Annotated in this window: 18 protein-coding genes and 1 pseudogene; 10 read left to right on the top strand and 9 right to left on the bottom strand. The window is 60.2% G+C overall.

Annotated features, from left to right (window positions below):
• Positions 1-111 precede the first annotated feature (111 nt).
• Together HFK74_RS03005 and HFK74_RS03000 are read right to left on the bottom strand one after the other, a co-directional pair.
• Positions 112-966 (bottom strand): sulfurtransferase, encoded by an 855-nt coding sequence (locus HFK74_RS03005; protein ID WP_180202284.1) that lies wholly within the window; start codon positions 964-966, stop codon positions 112-114.
• A 48-nt stretch (positions 967-1,014) separates the two neighbouring features.
• On the bottom strand, positions 1,015-1,683 hold the full coding sequence (locus HFK74_RS03000) for a TetR/AcrR family transcriptional regulator (protein ID WP_008065071.1): 669 nt from the start codon (positions 1,681-1,683) through the stop codon (positions 1,015-1,017).
• Positions 1,684-1,829: 146 nt separating this feature from the next.
• On the opposite strand from HFK74_RS03000, the gene HFK74_RS02995 reads away from it, so the two are divergent.
• The 5 genes from HFK74_RS02995 to HFK74_RS02975 all read left to right on the top strand — a co-directional run bounded on the left by HFK74_RS02995 (position 1,830) and on the right by HFK74_RS02975 (position 6,561).
• Positions 1,830-3,260 (top strand): coniferyl aldehyde dehydrogenase, encoded by a 1,431-nt coding sequence (locus tag HFK74_RS02995; RefSeq protein WP_180202283.1) that lies wholly within the window; start codon positions 1,830-1,832, stop codon positions 3,258-3,260.
• Between the two features lie 28 nt (positions 3,261-3,288).
• The gene (locus HFK74_RS02990) at positions 3,289-3,834 is read left to right on the top strand and encodes a twin-arginine translocation pathway signal protein (RefSeq protein WP_180202282.1); all 546 of its coding nucleotides are present in this window, start codon (positions 3,289-3,291) and stop codon (positions 3,832-3,834) included.
• A 129-nt stretch (positions 3,835-3,963) separates the two neighbouring features.
• Positions 3,964-5,559, top strand: coding sequence for a GMC family oxidoreductase (locus HFK74_RS02985; protein WP_180202281.1), 1,596 nt, complete (start codon positions 3,964-3,966; stop codon positions 5,557-5,559).
• Positions 5,560-5,674: 115 nt separating this feature from the next.
• Positions 5,675-6,154, top strand: coding sequence for a pantetheine-phosphate adenylyltransferase (gene coaD / locus HFK74_RS02980; RefSeq protein ID WP_180202280.1), 480 nt, complete (start codon positions 5,675-5,677; stop codon positions 6,152-6,154).
• A gap of 155 nt (positions 6,155-6,309) precedes the next feature.
• Positions 6,310-6,561: a YfhL family 4Fe-4S dicluster ferredoxin gene (locus HFK74_RS02975; protein WP_003195146.1), complete on the top strand. Its 252-nt coding sequence runs from the start codon at positions 6,310-6,312 to the stop codon at positions 6,559-6,561.
• A 66-nt stretch (positions 6,562-6,627) separates the two neighbouring features.
• Here HFK74_RS02975 and mutM read toward each other — a convergent pair whose 3' ends face one another.
• Together mutM and HFK74_RS02965 are read right to left on the bottom strand one after the other, a co-directional pair.
• Complete coding sequence (gene mutM, locus HFK74_RS02970; RefSeq protein ID WP_015097228.1) at positions 6,628-7,440, bottom strand: bifunctional DNA-formamidopyrimidine glycosylase/DNA-(apurinic or apyrimidinic site) lyase; 813 nt, start codon at positions 7,438-7,440, stop codon at positions 6,628-6,630.
• Between the two features lie 42 nt (positions 7,441-7,482).
• Entirely contained in the window at positions 7,483-8,298 is an 816-nt protein-coding gene (locus HFK74_RS02965; protein WP_180202477.1) for an HDOD domain-containing protein, read from the bottom strand.
• Positions 8,299-8,530: 232 nt separating this feature from the next.
• On the opposite strand from HFK74_RS02965, the gene HFK74_RS02960 reads away from it, so the two are divergent.
• From HFK74_RS02960 to ilvD, 4 genes and pseudogenes are all read left to right on the top strand, one after another.
• A complete protein-coding gene (locus tag HFK74_RS02960; RefSeq protein ID WP_008065056.1) occupies positions 8,531-9,727 on the top strand; it encodes a class I SAM-dependent rRNA methyltransferase in 1,197 nt (398 codons plus the stop codon).
• A 222-nt stretch (positions 9,728-9,949) separates the two neighbouring features.
• On the top strand, positions 9,950-11,176 hold the full coding sequence (locus HFK74_RS02955; RefSeq protein ID WP_180202279.1) for a multidrug effflux MFS transporter: 1,227 nt from the start codon (positions 9,950-9,952) through the stop codon (positions 11,174-11,176).
• Positions 11,160-11,237, top strand: a pseudogene (locus tag HFK74_RS33410) (outer membrane lipoprotein carrier protein LolA); the annotation flags it as partial. The gene HFK74_RS02955 and the pseudogene HFK74_RS33410, both read left to right, overlap by 17 nt.
• Positions 11,238-11,486: 249 nt before the next feature.
• Positions 11,487-13,328, top strand: a complete 1,842-nt coding sequence (gene ilvD, locus HFK74_RS02950; RefSeq protein ID WP_180202277.1) for a dihydroxy-acid dehydratase — start codon at positions 11,487-11,489, stop codon at positions 13,326-13,328.
• A gap of 525 nt (positions 13,329-13,853) precedes the next feature.
• Here ilvD and HFK74_RS02945 read toward each other — a convergent pair.
• The 4 genes from HFK74_RS02945 to HFK74_RS02930 form a co-directional block, all read right to left on the bottom strand.
• Positions 13,854-14,471: a hypothetical protein gene (locus HFK74_RS02945; protein WP_180202276.1), complete on the bottom strand. Its 618-nt coding sequence runs from the start codon at positions 14,469-14,471 to the stop codon at positions 13,854-13,856.
• Positions 14,468-15,928, bottom strand: coding sequence for a PAAR domain-containing protein (locus HFK74_RS02940; RefSeq protein WP_180202274.1), 1,461 nt, complete (start codon positions 15,926-15,928; stop codon positions 14,468-14,470). Before HFK74_RS02940 ends, HFK74_RS02945 begins: the two co-directional genes overlap by 4 nt.
• A 304-nt stretch (positions 15,929-16,232) precedes the next feature.
• Positions 16,233-16,520, bottom strand: a complete 288-nt coding sequence (locus tag HFK74_RS02935) for a DUF6124 family protein (protein ID WP_180202273.1) — start codon at positions 16,518-16,520, stop codon at positions 16,233-16,235.
• A gap of 540 nt (positions 16,521-17,060) precedes the next feature.
• Positions 17,061-18,116: a haloacid dehalogenase-like hydrolase gene (locus HFK74_RS02930; protein WP_180202272.1), complete on the bottom strand. Its 1,056-nt coding sequence runs from the start codon at positions 18,114-18,116 to the stop codon at positions 17,061-17,063.
• Positions 18,117-18,356: 240 nt separating this feature from the next.
• On the opposite strand from HFK74_RS02930, the gene HFK74_RS02925 reads away from it, so the two are divergent.
• Positions 18,357-19,748 carry an L-cystine transporter gene (locus HFK74_RS02925; protein ID WP_180202270.1) on the top strand — a complete coding sequence of 464 codons (1,392 nt, stop codon included), beginning with the start codon at positions 18,357-18,359 and terminating at the stop codon, positions 19,746-19,748.
• 122 nt (positions 19,749-19,870) lie between these two features.
• Here the strand turns inward: HFK74_RS02925 and HFK74_RS02920 are convergent, their stop codons facing one another.
• Positions 19,871-20,383: a dihydrofolate reductase gene (locus HFK74_RS02920; RefSeq protein ID WP_180202269.1), complete on the bottom strand. Its 513-nt coding sequence runs from the start codon at positions 20,381-20,383 to the stop codon at positions 19,871-19,873.
• Positions 20,384-20,453: the final 70 nt, after the last annotated feature.

The raw sequence follows: 20,453 nt of genomic DNA, 5'->3' as shown, positions 1-20,453 counted from the left end.
GTTACCCCTGTGGGAGCAAGCCTGCTCGCGAAAGCGGTGTGTCAATCAACTTATCAGTCGGCAGATATTCCGCTTTCGCGAGCAGGCTCGCTCCCACAGGGGGTGTAGGGCTTATTCGCCGGTGGCAACGCCCCGCGCCGGATCATTGATCCACTCACTCCACGACCCGGCATACAGCGCCCCCAACGGATAACCCGCCAGGCACAGGGCGAACAGGTTATGGCACGCCGTCACGCCAGAACCGCAATACGCCACCAGATCGGCCGGCGAACGCCCGTCGAGCTTCGCGGCAAACCGCTGCTTGAGCTGATCGGCTGGCAGGAAACGCCCGTCGCTGCCCAGGTTGTCGGTGAAGGCCGCACATTGCGCACCGGGGATGTGCCCGGCAATCGGGTCGATCGGTTCGACTTCGCCCTTGAAGCGCGGCAAGGCACGGGCATCGAGCAAGGTCAGCGTGGGCTGGGCCAGTCGCTCCTGCAACTGCTCGGCGTTGAGGATCAGCGCGTTGTCCGGCACGCCGGTAAATGTGCCGCGACCGGTCGACGGTGGATCAAGGCTCAGGGGCAGGCCCGCCGCGTGCCAAGCCTTGAGCCCGCCATCGAGGATGAACACGCCGTCACGCTTGCCCAGCCAGGCCAGCAGCCACCAGGCCCGCGCCGCAAAGGCACCCGGACCGTCGTCATACAAAACCACTTCGCTGTCGGCGTTGATGCCAAAGGTTTGCAGGCGTTCGATCAGGTCCGCCGGCTCGGGCAATGGATGACGCCCGGTCACGCCCTTGACCACTTTGCCACTCAGGTCGCGCTCGAGATCGGCAAAAGACGAGCCGCCGATGTGCCCTTGTGCGTAGCTGCGCTGGCCGTAATCCGGGTCTTCGAGAGCAAAACGACAATCAAGAATCACCAACCCCGGCTGGTCCTTTTTCAGGTCCAGTGCTTGCGGGCTGATCAGTTGCGCAATGGGCATAACGGGCTCCTGTGATGGGCAGTTTTCGATCCTGCTGAATTGGTTATTTCATACTTCTTCCAATGCCTGGGCCAACGGCACGTAAAACTCTTCAAACAGCGCATCAACCGCGTCACGCGCCTGATCCGTGACGAAACCCGCCTCCAGCACCAGTACCTGGTACACGCCGCGCTTGATGGCTTGCTCGCTGAGGTGGCTGGAGTTTTCCCGCGTGGTGCACAAAAAGCGCACCCAGGAGGTGAGGATGATCCAGGCATTGATCGTCAGGGACTCGATTTGCACCCGATCCATCTTCAGGATGCCGGCGGCGACAAAACCTTCGTAAATGGCGGCGCCCTGGATCACGCAGCGCTGGGAAAAGCGCCGGTAGCGGGCCGCCAGTTCCGGGTCACTGTCGAGCAAGTGCTCCAGGTCCCGGTGCAGGAACCGGTAGCGCCACATGGCTGACAGCAGCTCCTTGAGGTAGAAGCGCTTGTCTTCCACCGTGGCGGCGCGCCCCTGTGGCGGGCGCAGGAAGCTGTCCACCAAGCTCTCATACTCGCTGAACAGCACGGCGATGATCGCCTGCTTGTTCGGGAAGTGGTAGTACAGGTTGCCCGGAGAAATCTCCATGTGGGCGGCGATGTGGTTGGTGCTGATGCTGCGCTCGCCCTGCTGGTTGAACAGCTCCAGGCTGTTCTGCACGATGCGCTCGCTGGTTTTTATCCTGGGGGCCATGGCTTGAGCTTAAATTCAGAGTGCGTTGAGGGGCATCTTACGGCCTATCCGCGAGCGATAAAACAAAGCGGTGCCGAGGATGGTATTTGACTTTTTAGAGTATAGACTCTAAAAATGCGCTTACTACAATAAATCCGGAGCCGACCATGACTGCTGACATTTCCTACCTGCAAAACCTCCAGCAGCCACTGGAAGAGCTCAAGACCCTGTTCGACACACAGCGCGCGGCCTATGCCGCCAACCCGATGCCTCCCGCGGCCCAGCGCCAACAATGGCTCAAGGCGCTAAGGGATTTGCTGGACAACGAACGCCAGGCCCTGATCGATGCGATCAGCCAGGACTTCAGCAACCGCAGCGCCGATGAAACCCTGCTCGCCGAACTGATGCCCAGCCTGCAAGGGATTCATCACGCCAGCCGCCACCTCAAGGGCTGGATGCGCCCCTCGCGGCGCAAGGTCGGTGTCGCGTTCCAGCCGGCTTCGGCGAAGGTGGTCTACCAGCCACTGGGCGTGGTCGGGGTGATCGTGCCGTGGAACTATCCGCTGTACCTGGCCATCGGGCCCTTGGTCGGCGCGTTATCGGCGGGTAACCGAGTGATGCTCAAACTCAGCGAATCGACCCCGGCCACCGGTTTGCTGCTCAAGGCGTTGTTCGCGCGAATCTTCCCGGAAGACTTGGTTTGCGTGGTGCTGGGCGAAGCTGATATCGGCGTGGCATTTTCACGACTGCCTTTCGATCACCTGCTGTTCACTGGCGCCACCAGCATCGGCAAACACGTGATGCGCGCAGCAGCGGAAAACCTGACGCCGGTCACGCTGGAACTGGGTGGCAAGTCCCCGGCCATTGTTTCCCATGACGTACCGCTCAAGGATGCCGCCGAACGTATCGCTTTCGGCAAGACCCTCAATGCTGGCCAGACCTGCGTGGCCCCGGATTACGTGCTGGTGCCGGAAGATCGCGTGGGCGCGTTCGTGGAAGCCTATCGACAGGCGGTTCGTGGCTTTTATCCGACCCTCGCCGACAACCCGGACTACACCGCGATCATCAATGACCGGCAACTGGCGCGACTCAAGGGCTATGTCAGCGACGCCACCAGCAAGGGCGCGCTGCTGATTCCATTGTTCGAGCAAGGCCAGGGACGCCGCATGGCGCATAGCCTGCTGCTCAACGTCAGCGACGAGATGACGGTGATGCAGGACGAAATCTTCGGCCCGTTGTTGCCGATCGTGCCGTACAAGCATCTGGACCAGGCGTTTGCCTACATCAACCAGCGGCCTCGCCCACTGGCGCTGTACTACTTCGGCTACGACAAGCGCGAGCAAAACCGCGTGCTCAACGAGACCCACTCCGGAGGCGTGTGCCTCAACGACACCCTGCTGCACGTGGCCCAGGATGACATGCCGTTCGGCGGCATCGGCCCTTCGGGCATGGGCCATTACCACGGCTACGAAGGCTTCCTGACCTTCAGCAAGGCCAAGGGTGTGCTGATCAAGCAAAGGTTCAACGCGGCAAAACTGATCTACCCGCCCTATGGCAAAGCCATTCAGAAACTGATCCAGAAGCTGTTTATCCGCTAACGATGACCACCGCCGGGTAATAACAACAATGCACCCAAGCCTGTCCGAAACACCCGCGCTGTCACGGCGCGGCCTGCTTAAATTCAGCCTCGGCGCCAGCGCCTTTCTTGCCACCGCCGGGTTGGGGGCCAGCCTCGGCGGCTGCTCGTCGAGCGTACCTGCCAGTGGTTTCACGGCGCTGCGCAGCGGCGACCTGCAGTTTCTGCGCGCCCTTGTGCCAGTGATGCTGGACGGTGCTGTAACGGCCGCCAGCATGCCCGAGGCTGTCGAAGGCACCTTGAAAAGCCTCGACTACAACCTCGATCACCTGTCGCCGGAAATGCTCAAGCTCACCCGGCAATTGTTCGATGTGCTGGGCATGGCCGTGACCCGCGGGCCGCTGACCGGGATCTGGGGCAGCTGGGAAAACGCCGGCGCCGAGGATATCTGGCACTTCCTCGATCGCTGGGAAAACAGCTCGTTGAGCCTGCTGCGCATGGGGCACAGCTCATTGCTGCAGCTGGTGATGATGGCCTGGTACGGGCGTAAGGAGTCATGGGCGCATTGCGGGTATCCGGGGCCGCCAACGGTTTGAGACCGCGTCGCTCCCTTCGCGAGCAGGCTCGCTCCCACAGAGATCGCGTACCCCTTGTGGGAGCGAGCCTGCTCGCGAAGGCGCCAGCCGCTTCACCACCTCATCCAACAATAAAAAGAGAATCCAAAGATGCCCGTACCCGACCCGTTCCGCGAAGGCATGGCCCGAGGCTGGAAAACCCATGACGGCTCGCAACTGACCCAGGACCTGACCCTCGAAGCGGATGTGGCGATCATCGGCAGCGGCGCCGGTGGCGGGACCACCGCCGAAATCCTCAGTGCGGCCGGCTACAAGGTGCTGCTGATCGAGGAAGGCCCACTCAAGACCAGCAGCGACTTCAAGTTGCTCGAAGACCAGGCCTACGCCAGCCTCTACCAGGAAGGCATCGGCCGCATGAGCAAGGACGGCGCGATCACCATCCTCCAGGGCCGGGCGGTGGGCGGTACCACGCTGATCAACTGGACCTCCAGCTTCCGCACGCCAGAACCAACCCTGGAACACTGGGCCAGGGAACACGACGTGAAGGGCCACTCCGCTGCTGAAATGGCGCCCTGGTTCGAGAAAATGGAACAGCGCCTGGGGGTCGCTCCATGGATGGTGCCGCCCAATGCCAACAACGATGTGATCCGCAAGGGCTGCGAAAAGCTCGGTTACAGCTGGCATGTCATCCCGCGCAATGTGCGCGGCTGCTGGAACCTCGGCTACTGCGGCATGGGCTGCCCGACCAACGCCAAGCAATCGATGATGGTCACGACCATTCCGGCCACCCTGGAAAACGGCGGCGAGCTGCTGTATCTGGCCCGCGCCGAAAAACTCATCATCAGCGGCGACACCGTCACCGGGTTGCACTGCGTGGCGATGGACGAGCGCTGCGTGGAGCCCACCGGGCGCAGTATCAAGGTCAAGGCCAGGCATTACGTGCTGGCCGGCGGCGGTATCAACAGTCCGGCGCTGCTGTTGCGCTCCGACGCGCCCGATCCGCACAAGCGGCTGGGTACACGAACCTTCCTGCATCTGGTGAACATGTCCGCCGGCTTGTTCGACGAGGTCATCAACCCATTCTACGGCGCGCCACAGTCGATCTACTCCGACTATTTCCAATGGCAGGATGGCACCGCAGGCAAAATTGGCTACAAACTGGAAGTCCCGCCGCTGCACCCGGCGCTGGCTGCCACCCTACTAGGCGGCTTCGGCCAGGAAAGCGCCCGGCACATGGCCGACCTGCCGCACACCCACGCCATGCTGGCGCTGCTGCGCGACGGCTTCCACCCGGACAGCCCCGGTGGCAGCGTTCAACTGCGCAATGACGGTACCCCGGTGCTCGACTACCAGGTTTCACCCTACGTCTGGGACGGTTTGCGCCGGGCCTTCCACAGCATGGCCGAGATCCAGTTCGCTGGGGGTGCCAGGGCCGTGATGCCCATGCACGCCGATGCTCGCTACGTTAAAACCCTAAGCGAAGCGCGTACGCTGATCGACGGGCTCAACCTGGCGCTGTACCGCACGCGTTTGGGCAGCGCCCATGTGATGGGCGGTTGCAGCATGGGTGAAGACCCGAAAAATGCCGTCGCCGACAGCCTTGGCCGGCATCATCAACTGGGCAATCTGTCGATCCATGACGGCTCGCTGTTCCCCACCAGCATCGGTGCAAACCCGCAGTTGTCGGTCTATGGCCTGACGGCGCAACTGGCGACTTCCCTGGCCGAACGTTTAAAAAACCCATGAAAAAAGTGATTATTCCCATCGTCTATAGTGCTTTCTTACCCAACAGGCGACTTGGCCGACCGGTTTGGCTGCGATACCATCCGAATCCCCAACGCACTCCCGCCAGGACGACGCGATGAACCGAGTGTTGTACCCAGGTACCTTCGACCCTATTACCAAGGGCCATGGCGATCTGGTCGAACGCGCCTCGCGCCTGTTCGACCACGTGATCATTGCCGTTGCCGCCAGCCCGAAGAAAAACCCGTTGTTCCCCCTGGAACAGCGTGTGGAGCTGGCCCGCGAAGTCACCAAGCATCTGCCGAACGTTGAAGTCGTAGGCTTCTCGACGCTGTTGGCGCATTTTGCCAAAGAGACGAACGCCAACGTGTTCCTGCGTGGCTTGCGCGCTGTGTCGGACTTCGAATACGAATTCCAGCTGGCCAACATGAACCGCCAGCTGGCCCCGGATGTGGAAAGCCTGTTCCTTACCCCGTCCGAGCGTTATTCGTTCATCTCCTCGACGCTGGTTCGTGAAATCGCAGCCTTGGGCGGCGATATCACCAAGTTCGTGCACCCGATCGTGGCGGACGCCCTGACACTTCGATTCAAGAAGTAGACCCGGACTGTAGGAGCTGGCTTGCCAGCGAACAAGGCCACGCGGTGCACCTGACGCACCGCCTGCGCCTGCACGCTGGCTCCTACAGCTGCAATGCGGCACAATTAGCGCATTGATTTATTGCGCCCGGGCCTGCCGCCCCGGCTGGAGTTAGCATGTCCCTGATCATCACCGACGATTGCATCAACTGCGACGTCTGCGAACCCGAGTGCCCCAACGCCGCCATTTCCCAGGGCGAAGAAATCTACGTGATCGACCCGAACCTGTGCACCCAGTGCGTCGGCCACTACGATGAACCGCAGTGCCAGCAGGTCTGCCCGGTGGATTGCATTCCTCTGGACGAAGCCCATCCAGAGACTGAAGAGCAGTTGATGGAGAAGTACCGGAAGATTACCGGGAAGGCTTGAAGTCCTGCGCTGCCTGCTCCGACGCCATCGCGAGCAGGCTCGCTCCCACAGGGGATTTGTGAACTGTCAGCTCTGGCAGCGCGGGCAAAAGACGCTGGCGCGCTGCCCCAGCTTCACTTCCCGCAGGCCCGTGCCACAGACTTTGCAGTGCTCACCGCCGCGACCGTACACGAACAGTTCCTGCTGAAAATAACCCGGCTGCCCGTCCCCGCCGATAAAGTCGCGCAGCGTGGTGCCGCCGCGCTCGATGGCGGCCGCCAGGATGCGTTTGATCTCGATCGCCAGCTTCAGATACCGCGCCCGGGAAATGCTCTTGGCTTCACGGCGCGGGTCGATACCGGCGGCGAACAGCGCTTCGGTCGCATAGATATTGCCGACACCCACCACCACCGCGTTGTCCATGATGAACGGCTTGACTGCCATCGAGCGCCCGCGTGACTGCTGGAACAGCCGCTCGCCATCGAACAGGTCGGTCAACGGCTCCGGCCCCAGGCGAATCAACAGCTCATGATTGAGCGGATCGAGGCTCCACAGCATCGCACCGAACCGCCGCGGGTCGGTGTAGCGCAAGGCCAGGCCCGACTCCAGCTCGATATCCACATGCTCATGCTTGGCTGCCGGCAGGCCGGCTTCCACCAGGCGCAAATTCCCCGACATGCCCAAATGACTGATCAAGGTGCCGACCTCGGCATTGATCAACAGGTACTTGGCGCGCCGCTCCACCAGCACGATGCGCTGACCGGACAAGCGCACATCGAGGTCTTCGGGGATCGGCCAGCGCAGGCGGCGATCGCGCACGATCACCCGGCTGACGCGCTGGCCTTCCAGGTACGGCGCAATCCCGCGGCGGGTGGTTTCGACTTCTGGCAGTTCAGGCATGGTGCTCTCGGATCAGGCGCTCGGTGAGAAGAGGTTCGCCGTTCAGCGGTGAGTGCCGAGGTCGCGAATCGTTTGCTTCAGGGTTTCGAAATCGTAATCCGAGAGGCCAACGTAATCGAGCACCAAATGCCCGATGCTGTTCCACTCGTGGTCTTCGGCCTGGTTGCCCAGCACCCGGTAGGACGCACAAATGTGCTCGGCCATTTTCAGGATCGCCAACAGGTTCTTCAGGGCGCTGTTGCGTGACGACTCGTCGGTGAATATCGCCAGGGCATTGTGATGATTGGCAATCGCGGCAGACACGTGATCCGGCAGGCGCCAGGACTTGGCCGTGTAGTACCCGACCACTGCGTGGTTGGTGTTGAATGTCCGGTTCTCGGTGTCCACCACCCGGCAATCGGGACCGGCGTTGGCATAGGCCTGTTCCAGCACGCTCATGTAGTTGGGGAACCGCTGCAGCATCAGCGGCACGCCGCAGTCGTGGAACAGGCCCAGGGCATAGGCTTCATCGCCGGCCTGGGCGCCGATGCGCTTGGCCAGGGTCAGGCAGGTCATCGCCACGTCCTGGGCGGTGTCCCAGAACCGGTTCAAGGTGACGATGGTGTCATCGTTCATCTCGCCCTTGATCGACTGCGCATTGATCAGGTTGATGATCGAACGACTGCCCAGCAGATTCACGGCGCGCTGGATCGAGGCGATCTTGTTGCTCAGGCCGTAATACGGCGAGTTGACGATTTTCAGCAGGGAGCCAGAGAGGCCCGGGTCCTGGGAAATCAGCTTCGCGATCACGTCCAGATCCGGGTCGGGCATGTACTGCTCCATCTGCAGATCCACCATGATCTGCGGTTGGGCCGGCACACTGATGCCTTGCAAGGATTGCTGGATTTGTTCGGCGGTAAGCTCTTGGGACATAAGTACACACTCTGGGTCAGGCGCAGATTCTAACTTTTCTGAATTGGATCCGACACCTTGGCCGGCGCACCGATTGAAGTTTCATCCGATCCTGGCCTGACTCAACCGCATGTCCATCCACCGCGCCGCGGCCTTGTGCAACACGGTATACTCCCGCTCTTTTTTCCGGAGCGACGTCATGTCCCTGCCTAGCCTGCGCCTCAAAGCCAACGCCGACCGTCGCCTGCGCAACGGTCACCTGTGGGTCTACAGCAACGAAATCGACGTGGCTGCCACCCCGTTGCACGGCTTCAAGGCCGGCGACCAGGCGATCCTCGAAGCCGCCGGCGGCAAGCCGCTGGGCATCGTTGCGATGAGCCCGAACAACCTGATTTGCGCGCGCCTGCTGTCGCGCGACATCAAGCTGCCCCTCGACAAGTCGCTGCTGGTGCATCGCCTGAACGTGGCCCTGTCGTTGCGCGATCGTCTGTTCGACAAACCGTTCTATCGCCTGGTCTACGGCGATTCCGACCTGTTGCCAGGCCTGGTGGTCGACCGTTTCGGCGACATCCTGGTGGTGCAGATCGCCTCGGCGACCATGGAAGCCCATAAAGACGACGTGATCGCGGCACTGACCCAGGTTCTCAAGCCGAGTGGCATCCTGTTCAAGAACGACTCCGCCGCCCGTGATGCCGAAGGCCTCAACCGCTATGTCGAAACCGTGTTCGGCCTGGTGCCGGAGTGGGTTGCACTGGAAGAGAACGGCGTGAAATTCGAAGCGCCGGTCATCCAGGGCCAGAAAACCGGCTGGTTCTACGACCACCGCATGAACCGCGCACGCCTGGCACCGTACGCCAAGGGCAAGCGCGTGCTCGACCTGTACAGCTACATCGGCGGCTGGGGCGTTCAAGCCGCTGCATTCGGCGCCAGTGAAGTGTTCTGCGTCGACGCATCGGCCTTCGCCCTCGACGGCGTCGAGCGCAACGCCGCGCTCAACGGTTTCGCCGAGAAGATGACCTGCATCGAAGGCGACGTCTTCGAAGCCCTGAAAGAGCTCAAGGCCAGCGAAGAGCGCTTCGACGTGATCGTGGCCGACCCGCCGGCATTCATCAAACGCAAGAAAGACATGAAGAACGGAGAAGGCGCCTACCGCCGCCTGAACGAACAAGCCATGCGCCTGCTGACCAAGGACGGCATCCTGTTCAGCGCCTCCTGCTCGATGCACCTCCCCGAAGACGACCTGCAGAACATCCTGCTGACCAGCGCCCGCCATCTGGACCGTAACATCCAGATGCTGGAACGTGGCGGCCAAGGTCCGGATCATCCGGTGCACCCGGCCATCCCGGAAACCCGCTACATCAAGAGCATTACTTGCCGGTTGCTGCCAAACAGCTAACAGCACCAAACCCTTGTAGGAGCGAGCCTGTCGAATCGTCGCACCGTCGCGATGGACGTCAACGATAACGCGGGAAGCCTGGCTCCCCGCGGCGCTCGCGGGTTTTTCGCGAGCAGGCTCGCTCCTACAGTAGATTCAGAAAGGTCCTACGCCTCCCTCCATTGACTTCCCCCCACATCAAGTCGACTCTCGACCCCCCCTCACGGATCGAGCGCGTTGTTGATGAGCCCCTCCCCGCACACCGCGAAAAAATCGTCATTCATCCTGCTATTGATGACCATGACGCTACTGGGCGTTTTCCCCCTGGACGTGGTGCTCCCGTCCTTTCCCGCGCTTTCCGACTACTTCCGCACATCGCCGTCTGACATTGCCCTTTCTGTCAGCCTGTTCGCCATTGGCCTGGCGCTCTCCGTGGTGCTGGTCGGACCGCTGTCGGATAGGTGGGGGCGCAAGAACCTGCTGCTGACCGGGATCGCCATTTCTGCGATTGGCGCAACCGGCTGCCTGCTTTCCAGCGAATACAACTGGTTCCTGGTATTTCGCGTCATCCAGGCCGTGGGTTGCGGCTCCTTTGCGCTGTCGCAAGCACTGGTACAGGACGTGTTTGTCGGCAGGGAGCAGGAGCGAATCAGGATCTGGATGACGACCGGCGGCGGGGTGTTCATTTCCATATCACCGTTGCTGGGGACCTGGCTGCAATTACATCTGGGCTGGGAGGGCAGCTTCTATGTCTTTATCGGGTTGGCGGCCATTGTCTGGGTAAAGACTGGCGTCTTGCTCGAGCAAATCCCGCGCACTCGTAAAATGTCGCCCGGTGGCTTTTTCGGTGCCTATTGGCGGCTGTGTTCCGATCCACGCTTCATGGGCTACTGGCTGATTTCCGCCCTGGCCTTTGCCTGCCATTTTTCATTCATCGTCATTTCGCCGATCATTTTCATGGAGCGCCTGGCTCTCTCGCCTTACGAATTTGCCTGGGCATTGTTGCTGTACGGCGTGGCTTATGTGTTCGGGGGAATAGTTGCCAGCGCGCTCCATCGACGCCTGCCAGCCAATTCGCAGATCGTTATCGGCCTGGGACTGATCGCACTGTCGGGTCTGGTCATGCTGTGGCTGGCCAGCCAGTTCGGGCTCAATGCCGCTGCGGTGCTGATCCCCATGCTCATTTGTACGGCTGGCACCACCATTGCCAGGCCTATCGCCAACTCCAAAGCCATGACCCTTTATCCACAGGATGCCGGCACATCCTCCTCGGTCGGCGGCGTGATGATCTTCATGTGCGGCGGCGTGATCAGCGTGGTGATCAACCTCGCGACTGAAGACCTGACGACTGCCCTCGCCTTGTGTTTCCTGATCCTGAGCGCGGTCGGCCTGGCGGTGAACGCACTGATCACGCAACACGATCCTGCCTTATGTAGGAGCGAGCCCGCTCGCGATGGTCGTCAACGATAACGCTGGAAACCTGACACCCCGCGGCGCTCTCAGGTTTTTCGCGAGCTTGCTCGCTCCTACAGGGGGCTGTCCGCACGTCTTGTGAATGCTGCCTCCACGCGTGCAGGCATTCCCTCCAGCCGCCAGCCGTGTAGAATCGCGAACATTCATCGCCAGTCATCCCCGGCGGGTTTATGAGCTCAAGCTGAAGCGCGCGGCGATCCCGCAAAGTTATCGGCAACTTCCGGACACCCGGCCATTTCTGAGTGTTCCAGACGTCAATAGAAGCTCACTTCCCTTTTGATACCTGATTAGCCGCCCGGAGTGCTTCATGCCTGATTACCGCTCGAAAACATCCACCCACGGCCGCAACATGGCCGGCGCACGCGCACTGTGGCGTGCAACGGGGATGAAAGATGACGACTTCAAAAAGCCGATCATCGCCATTGCCAACTCCTTTACCCAGTTCGTACCGGGCCACGTCCACCTCAAGGACCTGGGCCAACTGGTCGCCCGTGAAATCGAACGCGCAGGCGGCGTGGCAAAAGAATTCAACACCATCGCCGTCGACGACGGCATCGCCATGGGCCACGACGGCATGCTGTATTCGCTGCCGAGCCGCGAGATCATCGCCGACTCCGTCGAGTACATGGTCAATGCCCACTGCGCCGACGCCATCGTCTGCATCTCCAACTGCGACAAGATCACCCCTGGCATGTTGATGGCCTCCCTGCGCCTGAACATCCCGGTGATCTTCGTCTCCGGCGGCCCGATGGAAGCCGGCAAGACCAAACTGGCCAGCCACGGTCTCGACCTGGTCGACGCCATGGTGATCGCCGCCGACTCCAGCGCTTCTGACGAGAAGGTTGCCGAGTACGAGCGTAGCGCCTGCCCGACTTGCGGTTCGTGCTCCGGCATGTTCACCGCCAACTCGATGAACTGCCTGGTCGAGGCCCTGGGCCTGGCATTGCCGGGCAACGGTTCGACCCTGGCCACCCACAGCGACCGCGAGCAGCTGTTCCTGCAGGCCGGCCGCACCATCGTCGAGCTGTGCAAGCGTTACTACGGCGAGAACGATGACTCGGTGTTGCCGCGCAACATTGCCAACTTCCAGGCGTTCGAAAACGCCATGACCCTGGACATCGCCATGGGCGGTTCCACCAACACCATCCTGCACTTGCTGGCCGCCGCCCAGGAAGCCGAGATCGATTTCGACCTGCGCGACATCGACCGCCTGTCCCGTCACGTGCCGCAACTGTGCAAGGTCGCGCCGAACATCCAGAAGTACCACATGGAAGACGTGCACCGTGCCGGCGGGATCTTCAGCATCCTCGGTTCGCTGGCCCGTGGTGGCCTGCTGCACACCCAGCTGCCGACCGTGCACAGCCGCAGCATGGAAGAAGCCATCGCCAAGTGGGACATCACCCAGACCAACGACGAAGCGGTGCATCACTTCTTCAAGGCCGGTCCTGCAGGCATCCCGACGCAAACCGCGTTCAGCCAGTCGACCCGTTGGGAAACCCTGGACGACGACCGTGAAAACGGCTGCATCCGCAGCGTCGAGCACGCCTACTCGCAAGAAGGCGGCCTGGCCGTGCTGTACGGCAACATCGCCCTGGACGGCTGCGTGGTGAAAACCGCTGGCGTCGACGAGTCGATCCACGTGTTCGAAGGCAACGCGAAGATCTTCGAAAGCCAGGACAGCGCCGTGCGCGGCATCCTCGCCGACGAAGTGAAGGAAGGCGACATCGTCATCATTCGCTACGAAGGCCCGAAAGGCGGCCCGGGCATGCAGGAAATGCTCTACCCGACGTCGTACCTGAAATCCAAAGGCCTGGGCAAAGCCTGCGCCCTGCTCACCGACGGCCGCTTCTCCGGCGGCACCTCGGGCCTGTCCATCGGCCACGCTTCGCCTGAAGCTGCTGCCGGTGGCGCCATCGGCCTGGTGCAGGACGGCGACAAAGTGCTGATCGACATCCCGAACCGCTCGATCAATCTGTTGGTCAGTGATGAAGAACTGGCGGCACGCCGGGTCGAGCAGGACAAGAAGGGTTGGAAACCGGTGGAAGTGCGTCCACGTAAAGTGACCACGGCGTTGAAGGCTTATGCCCTGCTGGCGACCAGTGCCGACAAGGGTGCTGTGCGTAACAAGGCGATGCTTGATGGGCTGTAAGGCTTAAGCGTTGAACAAAAAATGCCCCGCCAAGTGCGGGGTATTTTTTGGATCAATTGTCAGCCGATTATATCGGCCCTTGGTACTTCTAACTTTTCAACTCAAAACACCCTATATCAGGGAAATCAAAAACAAGAGTTCCTCATTCGCCGGAGCGAGAGCTCCGCGCAACTTGCCACAGGTAGTGAAACGCTACCAATGTCGGCCCAAGAACTACCGCACCAAACCACATCTTGCTGCTAGGGTGGGTTAATGAATATATCAGCACAGGAAATATTACAATCAGCCCAATTACTAACATTACCGATATGACTAGCCTGCCGCGCGACCCGGCGGTACTGGGCCGGATTAGCGCCGCCAAAACAAGCCCGCTGGTTCCCAACCATGCTAGTGCGCTGAGCAATATGCCAAGGACGTCACCAAAGATCGTAAAAAGCAGGCTGAACAGGGCCAACCCTAAGGCAGGTAGGACGCCTCCAGCTATATATATAGTTGACCGAAGAATGCCATTTACTAAGCGCAAACTCATGGCCTTCCCCATGGAGTGGCAAGCTGCAACGTGATGAGGTAGCGCTCTTCTGTGGGACGCTTATCGTCCCTGAACCGATTAACTCCCAGCATCACCTGGTACTTGTCGTCAGCTCGCCAGTAGGCAGTGCCGCCAATGTTCACGTCTCGCAATCTGGCACGCCATTGAGGTGTGTCGGCGAACGAAGGAAAATCATCAAGCCGGATTGGTATCCAACCCCCTTGGCGCCATTGGTCTTGCAGATCCAACAGAACCTTAAGCGTGTCGTCGAGCAATAGCGGCTCGATCTGCGGAGACATACGGACACTTCTGACTAACCCATCCTTATCGAAACTAACCGTGAAAAAGCGAGCTAGTGGGGTTTCAAATCCGAGTTGAGGGTCGATAAAACGTAAGCGCGCATCAGACTTGGGCATGTTGAACCAGGAATATCCAGGAAAAACCGGAGCGATAACCGCGCTGGAGCGCAAACGCATGGCTTCCCAAGGCTCGCCAATCATCAGCGCGATCACAGGCTCGTCCGAAAGCGCTCGGATCACCGTCACGATCAGCAAAACCGCGACTACGATTGCCAAAACCTTGCGTCGCCAACCTATGCGTCGTAGCCGACTCATCGCACGCCCCGGCCTGCGGCGATGTCCAGAATCGCCTGTTCGATAAGGTGGCGATCAGAGCGTCGTAGCAACTCATCAAATTGTGTCGCGGCCTTGAGTACAAAAGGCATGCGCTGATCGATATCGGCCAGGTTGGCAAAGTAATCATTGCTGAAGCCCACGGTGCGCCCGTCTTCGCTGGGATTGCACTGACTGGCCAGAGTCAGCTCGACCGCTGCCGCAGCACCGGATGGGATGTTCGTGACATAGGAGAATTGGTTGCTACGTAGCAAACGAACCAATTGCACGTCGCTGTACATTGCTGGTTGCAAGATGTTCTTCTGTTCATGTTCGGCAAGAAAAACAACACTTTCTGCGATGTTGCCTGCATCCATGGCTTCAAAGGTTTGCAGGATTTCCTTGTGGTCATAACCGAATCTCAACCTTCCCTGCTCAATCGGCCACAGGACCGGATATTGATCATGTCCATAAATTTTCTGGCGTGATTCCAAGCAGATTTTGAGCGAGAACAGCCCACGCTCCTTGTAAAAAGCATGTAGCGGAAACACATCCAGAAACAGCGTGGTATTGCCCAGCGCCAGCATGTCGTGCACGTACTGGAGTTGCTCCTGTACGAGTGACAACGATTCGTTCGGGCTCCGCACGTCGAGCCACCATGTCGGATTGTTGCGACGGGCCTCTTCGTAATCCCGTTCAGCCTGCTCAAGTTCGCGCGTTCTCGCTTGCTGCTTACTCTTGCTGGCCCATCCGAACAAGCCAGCGGGCCGCTTCCTGAGTGCCTCGACCCGACGCCGTTTCGCCTCCTGCTGCGCATCGATTTTTTCGATCGAATCAGCCGCATGCAACAACCCACAACCCACCTGCTTGGAGGCGAACGCAGCAAGTCCCGCCCATTGGAAGCGCTGATCCTCCAGCCACAATCGGGCGTACGCCGCATTGATTGCGCGATTACGCGCCTTTGGGTCGGCGATCAGGATGCCGCCCGGTGCCACGATGGCTTCGGCTCTTTGCTGATAGCTGCGCCAAAGGTTCTGGCAGACCTGTCCCGTCTGTTCGCCGTAGCTCGTTGCAGGACGGACGCTGGAGGAGCTCGGTTCGGCTGCCGGCTGGCGAGCTTCGACCGGTGTGGCGAATTGAGCCGCGGCTCGGGCAGGCGGCGCAATGCCGCCGCCTTCAATCGTTTGGCATCTGATGGTCTGATTGGCAATCAACTTGGGCGATGGATCGCACTTGCACTTGCACAGGTCGCCGTCCAGTGCGGGCTTGCGTCCTTCCCACTCCTCCGACAGGCGTGGGCCGACGCAAATGATTGTCCCGGTGCTGTCGCATTCGGGGCATTTGACTTGATCGCCTTCGCGGGCCAAGTTCTGGCCAAAGATGCTGCCTCGATGCCAACCGCTTACGACTGTGCCGCCAACGGTGGTTTTGGCCCCGACTGTGATGTGGTAGCGCTTCATGCGAAATGTGTCCTTGTCAGATCGAAAGGACGAAAGCTAGAAGAGTCGAAGTGGAGGAAAAATCAGACGCTTCTTTGAATGATGTAGGGCATTTCTGAAATGGGGCAGGATGTGGTCGTCGGTATGCTGGCGATAGAGCGAGGGAATGCCCCGCCAGGTGCGGGGCTGATCGTTCCCACGCTCTGCGTGGTAATGCCTCAAGGGACGCTCTGCGTCCAGTGACGCGGAGCGTCACGGGCTGCATTCCCACGCAGAGCGTGGGAACGATCTACCCGGCCAGGTGCGGGGCATTTTTTTGTCCGCGTTATTGCTGAGGGTCGAGGTTATCCAACGCCTGGTTCACCGCCAGTTCGCCCAGCATGATGAGCTGCGCAATCCCCAGCATCGTGCTGCGTTGAGAGCCTTCCAGCAGTCCGGCGAAATCGCTGGCCATGACGTTGGCCGAGGCGAGGGATTCGCAGGCGTGGGCTAAAAGGGTTTCGGTGTCGAGTCCGGGGGCGACCAGGAATGTTCGGCTGGGTTTGCGTGGGGTGGCGTTGATGCGGGCGGACAGGTTGTCGGTGTCCGGTGGATCGGGGGTAATTTTGAGCATTGATGAATCTCCTGGAAACAAGGAGCCATCACCTTCGCTACCAAACGAAGGTGGCAGCCATACGCAGGTTGGTAGACCGGTCCAGGGAGCCGGCGCGCTCGAAAGCGCCCTACGCATGACCACCATAAAAGCAGAGTCGAAAAAGCCTGCCAAAGGTGTAGTCATGCGCCTGGAAAATCCGGGCTACCAAACCCGATCGCTGAAGAGCAGCGACGCGGAGAAGATAGAACCCGCCAAACAGGCGCACAAGTCGGCGGATTCTGAAGTAGTCGTAGTCCCTTACGCAAGAACGTGCAGATTGCGACTGTAGGAAGAAGTTGATCGAACAGAGGCTTTCATTGCCCCGACTGGCCTCATCGCGAGCAGGCTCGCTCCCACAATGGATCAGCTTTGCACACTGGATTGGGGGAACAACACCCATCAAATTGTAGGGGCGAGCCTGCTCGCGATGGTCGACAGAGCGCCGTGGGGTATCAGGCAGCCAGTGTCATCGTTAACGACCATCGCGAGCAGGCTCGCTCCTACAGTGAATCAAAATCCTTACTGGATCTCTTCAGGCTTGACGATCACCCAGTTCTTGTCTGCCGTCACGGTGAGCCCTTCCTTGGCCTGGGCTGCGGCATTCTTGGCCATCATGCCCTGGATCTGGGTCATGTACTTGTCCTTGCGGTTGACCCACAGATGGATGCCACCCTTGGCCACGTCGACGCCGTGGAACAGCATGTAGCCGTCGCTGGTCGGGGTATCGCCGCCGACGAGCACCGGTTTTTTCCACTCGTCGATGTAGGTCAGGATCGCCGCGTGCTTGCCGGCCATCCAGGTCGCGGGGGTCCACAGGTACGGGGTCAGTTCGAGGCCCAGGTTGGCCTTCTCGTCATACTTGCCAGCGGTGATCTGCTTACGCGCGGTGGTCAATTCGCCGGTCTTGGGGTCCTTGAGCAGCATCGACACGCCGATCACGTTCTGCGGTTTGACGTTGTAGCCGTACTTCGGATCGGCCGCGACCATGCGCACCAGCTCTTCCGAGGCGGCGGTCATCACATAGACCTCGATGCCGTTCTCCATCAGCTTGTTGTAGAGCTCTTGCTGGCCGGTGAAGATTTTCGGCGGGTTGACGTCGAGTTTCTTGACCACGTCGCCTTCGTAGTAAGTCGCTGGCACCGGCTTGCCGGAGGCCATCAATTCGTCGACGTAGCCCTTGAGTTCCTGGAGTGTAAAGCCGGAGAACACCTGGGCGACCCATGGATAGCAGACCATGTCGTCGACTTCACAGAGGCGGTAGTAGTAGCTGAACAGGCTTTCCTTGTGGTCAGCGGTGTCCTTGAACGGCATCAGTTTCAGGGAGGGATCGAGTTTGTCGCGGGTGATCAGGCCTTTGTTTTCCATGAACGGCAGCAACGACTCTTCGAGGTCGTAGCGGTAACTGGTGTTGTCCATGTCGAACACCGCGTAGTTACCCTTGTTGGCGTTGGCGGCAATCATGGCATCCAGCGCCTTGGCCTGATCGGCTGGCCAGTGTTTCAGATCCGTTGCGAATACCTGGCCGGCGAGGCCAAGGCAAAGAGCTGCAGCCAGTAATTTCGGTGCGAACTTCATCCTCATATCTCCCTGATTGAAAGACATCGACGCTAACAAATACCTGTGACAGTCCTCATCCGTCAGCGACCGCCAACGTACCTTTCGCGCCAGCCACATTCTCAAAAGCGACGCGCGCTTATTCCAAAAACGACACTTTCAAGACGTTTTTGATATTAAATCATTAGTTTTCAAGCTGTTAGGCTTGCCGGTTCGCAGCTGCCCCGGAAGGCAGTTCGCACATGTCTAATGGGAGTTCCAATGAATCTGCCGCTGATTCTCAATCTGCTGGTGTTCCTCGCCCTGCTGCTGGGCCTGGCGCAAACCCGCCACACGACATTTAGCCTGGCGAAAAAAGTCCTGCTCGCGCTGGTGCTGGGCGTGGCGTTCGGTGTCGCGCTGCACACTGTCTATGGTGCCGGTAACCCGGTGCTGAAAGCCTCGATCGGCTGGTTCGATCTGGTAGGCAACGGTTATGTGCAGCTGCTGCAAATGATCGTGATCCCCTTGGTATTCGCCTCGATCCTCAGCGCCGTGGCCCGCCTGCACAACGCCTCGTCGCTGGGCAAGATCAGCTTCCTGACCATTGGCACGCTGCTGTTCACCACCGCCATCGCGGCTTTGATCGGCATCGGCCTGACCAACCTGTTCGGCCTCACCGCCGAGGGCCTGGTGGCTGGCACCCAGGAAATGGCGCGCCTGCAAACCATCCAGAGCGACTATGCCGGCAAGGTCGCCGACCTGAACGTGCCGCAGTTGCTGCTGTCGTTCATCCCGCAAAACCCGATCGCCGACCTGGCGCGGGCCAAGCCGACGTCGATCATCAGCGTGGTGATCTTTGCTGCGTTCCTCGGGGTTGCGGCGCTGCAGCTGTTGAAGGACGACGTGGAGAAAGGTCAGAAAGTGATCAACGCCATCGACACCCTGCAAGCCTGGGTGATGCGCCTGGTGCGCCTGGTGATGAAACTGACCCCGTACGGCGTGCTGGCGCTGATGACCAAAGTGGTCGCCGGCTCCAACCTGCAAGACATCATCAAGCTCGGCAGTTTCGTGGTGGTGTCCTACATCGGCCTGGGCCTGATGTTTGTGGTGCATGGGTTGCTGGTGTCGGCCGCCGGTATCAACCCACTGCGGTTCTTCCGCAAGATCTGGCCGGTGCTGACGTTTGCGTTCACCAGTCGTTCGAGTGCAGCAACGATCCCGTTGAGCATCGAAGCGCAGACCAGCCGCCTGGGCATCCCGCAGTCCATCGCCAGTTTCGCCGCCTCGTTCGGCGCGACCATTGGCCAGAACGGCTGCGCCGGCCTGTATCCGGCGATGTTGGCGGTGATGGTGGCGCCAACCGTTGGCATCAATCCGCTGGACCCGCTGTGGATCGCGACGCTGGTGGCGATTGTCACGCTGAGTTCGGCAGGTGTGGCTGGCGTTGGCGGGGGTGCGACGTTTGCCGCGTTGATCGTGTTGCCGGCGATGGGCTTGCCGGTGTCACTGGTGGCGTTGCTGATTTCGGTCGAGCCGTTGATCGATATGGGGCGTACGGCGTTGAACGTAAGTGGTTCGATGACGGCCGGCGCGATTACCAGCCAGGTGATGCAGCAGACGGATAAAGCGCTGCTGGATGCGGATGAGCATTCGGCATTGGCGCACGCCTAAGTTCTTTAGCGCCTGATCTGGCCTCATCGCCAGCAGGCTGGCTCCCACAGGGATTTTGGGTGTTCACACAATCTGTGTTCCACCTCAAACCCACTGTGGGAGCCAGCCTGCTGGCGATGCTTTTAGGCTTTTTCCCAAACTTCGAAGTTGTATGCCGGCTTGTCATCCACAGCCGGGTTTTCAATGTTGGAAACCAGTTTCCACCGGTTCAAATCAAACTCCGGAAACCACGCATCCCCTTCCGGACTCAGCGCCACACGGGTCAGATACAACCGATCAGCCTGCGCCAACCCCTGCGCATACAACTGCGCCCCGCCGATCAACATCAGCTCATCGACGCCCTGCTCCTTCGCCCACTCTTCGGCACGCGCCACGGCCGCTTCCAGCGACGGATAGACCTCCGCGCCTTCGAGTACCAGATCCGCCTGACGGCTGACCACGATATTCAAGCGACCCGGCAATGGGCGGCCAAGGGAATCCCAGGTCTTGCGCCCCATGATGATCGGCTTGCCCAGGGTGGTGGCCTTGAAGTATTTGAAGTCCCCCGGCAGGTGCCAGGGCATGCTGTTGTCGACGCCGATCACGCGGTTTTCACCGAGGGCTGCGATCAGGCTGAGGGGGAGTGATTTAGTCATGCCGGCGAGGATACCAGAGCCGCGCTTTCCCCGATAAGCGCCACAGCGGTTATGCTCACAGTTCAATTGA

This window comes from Pseudomonas sp. SbOxS1 (assembly GCF_013416725.1).
In the GTDB taxonomy this organism is placed as follows: Bacteria; Pseudomonadota; Gammaproteobacteria; order Pseudomonadales; family Pseudomonadaceae; genus Aquipseudomonas.
The sequence above is the reverse complement of the archived record's forward strand: the minus strand, read 5'-3'. Positions and strand labels throughout refer to the sequence as shown.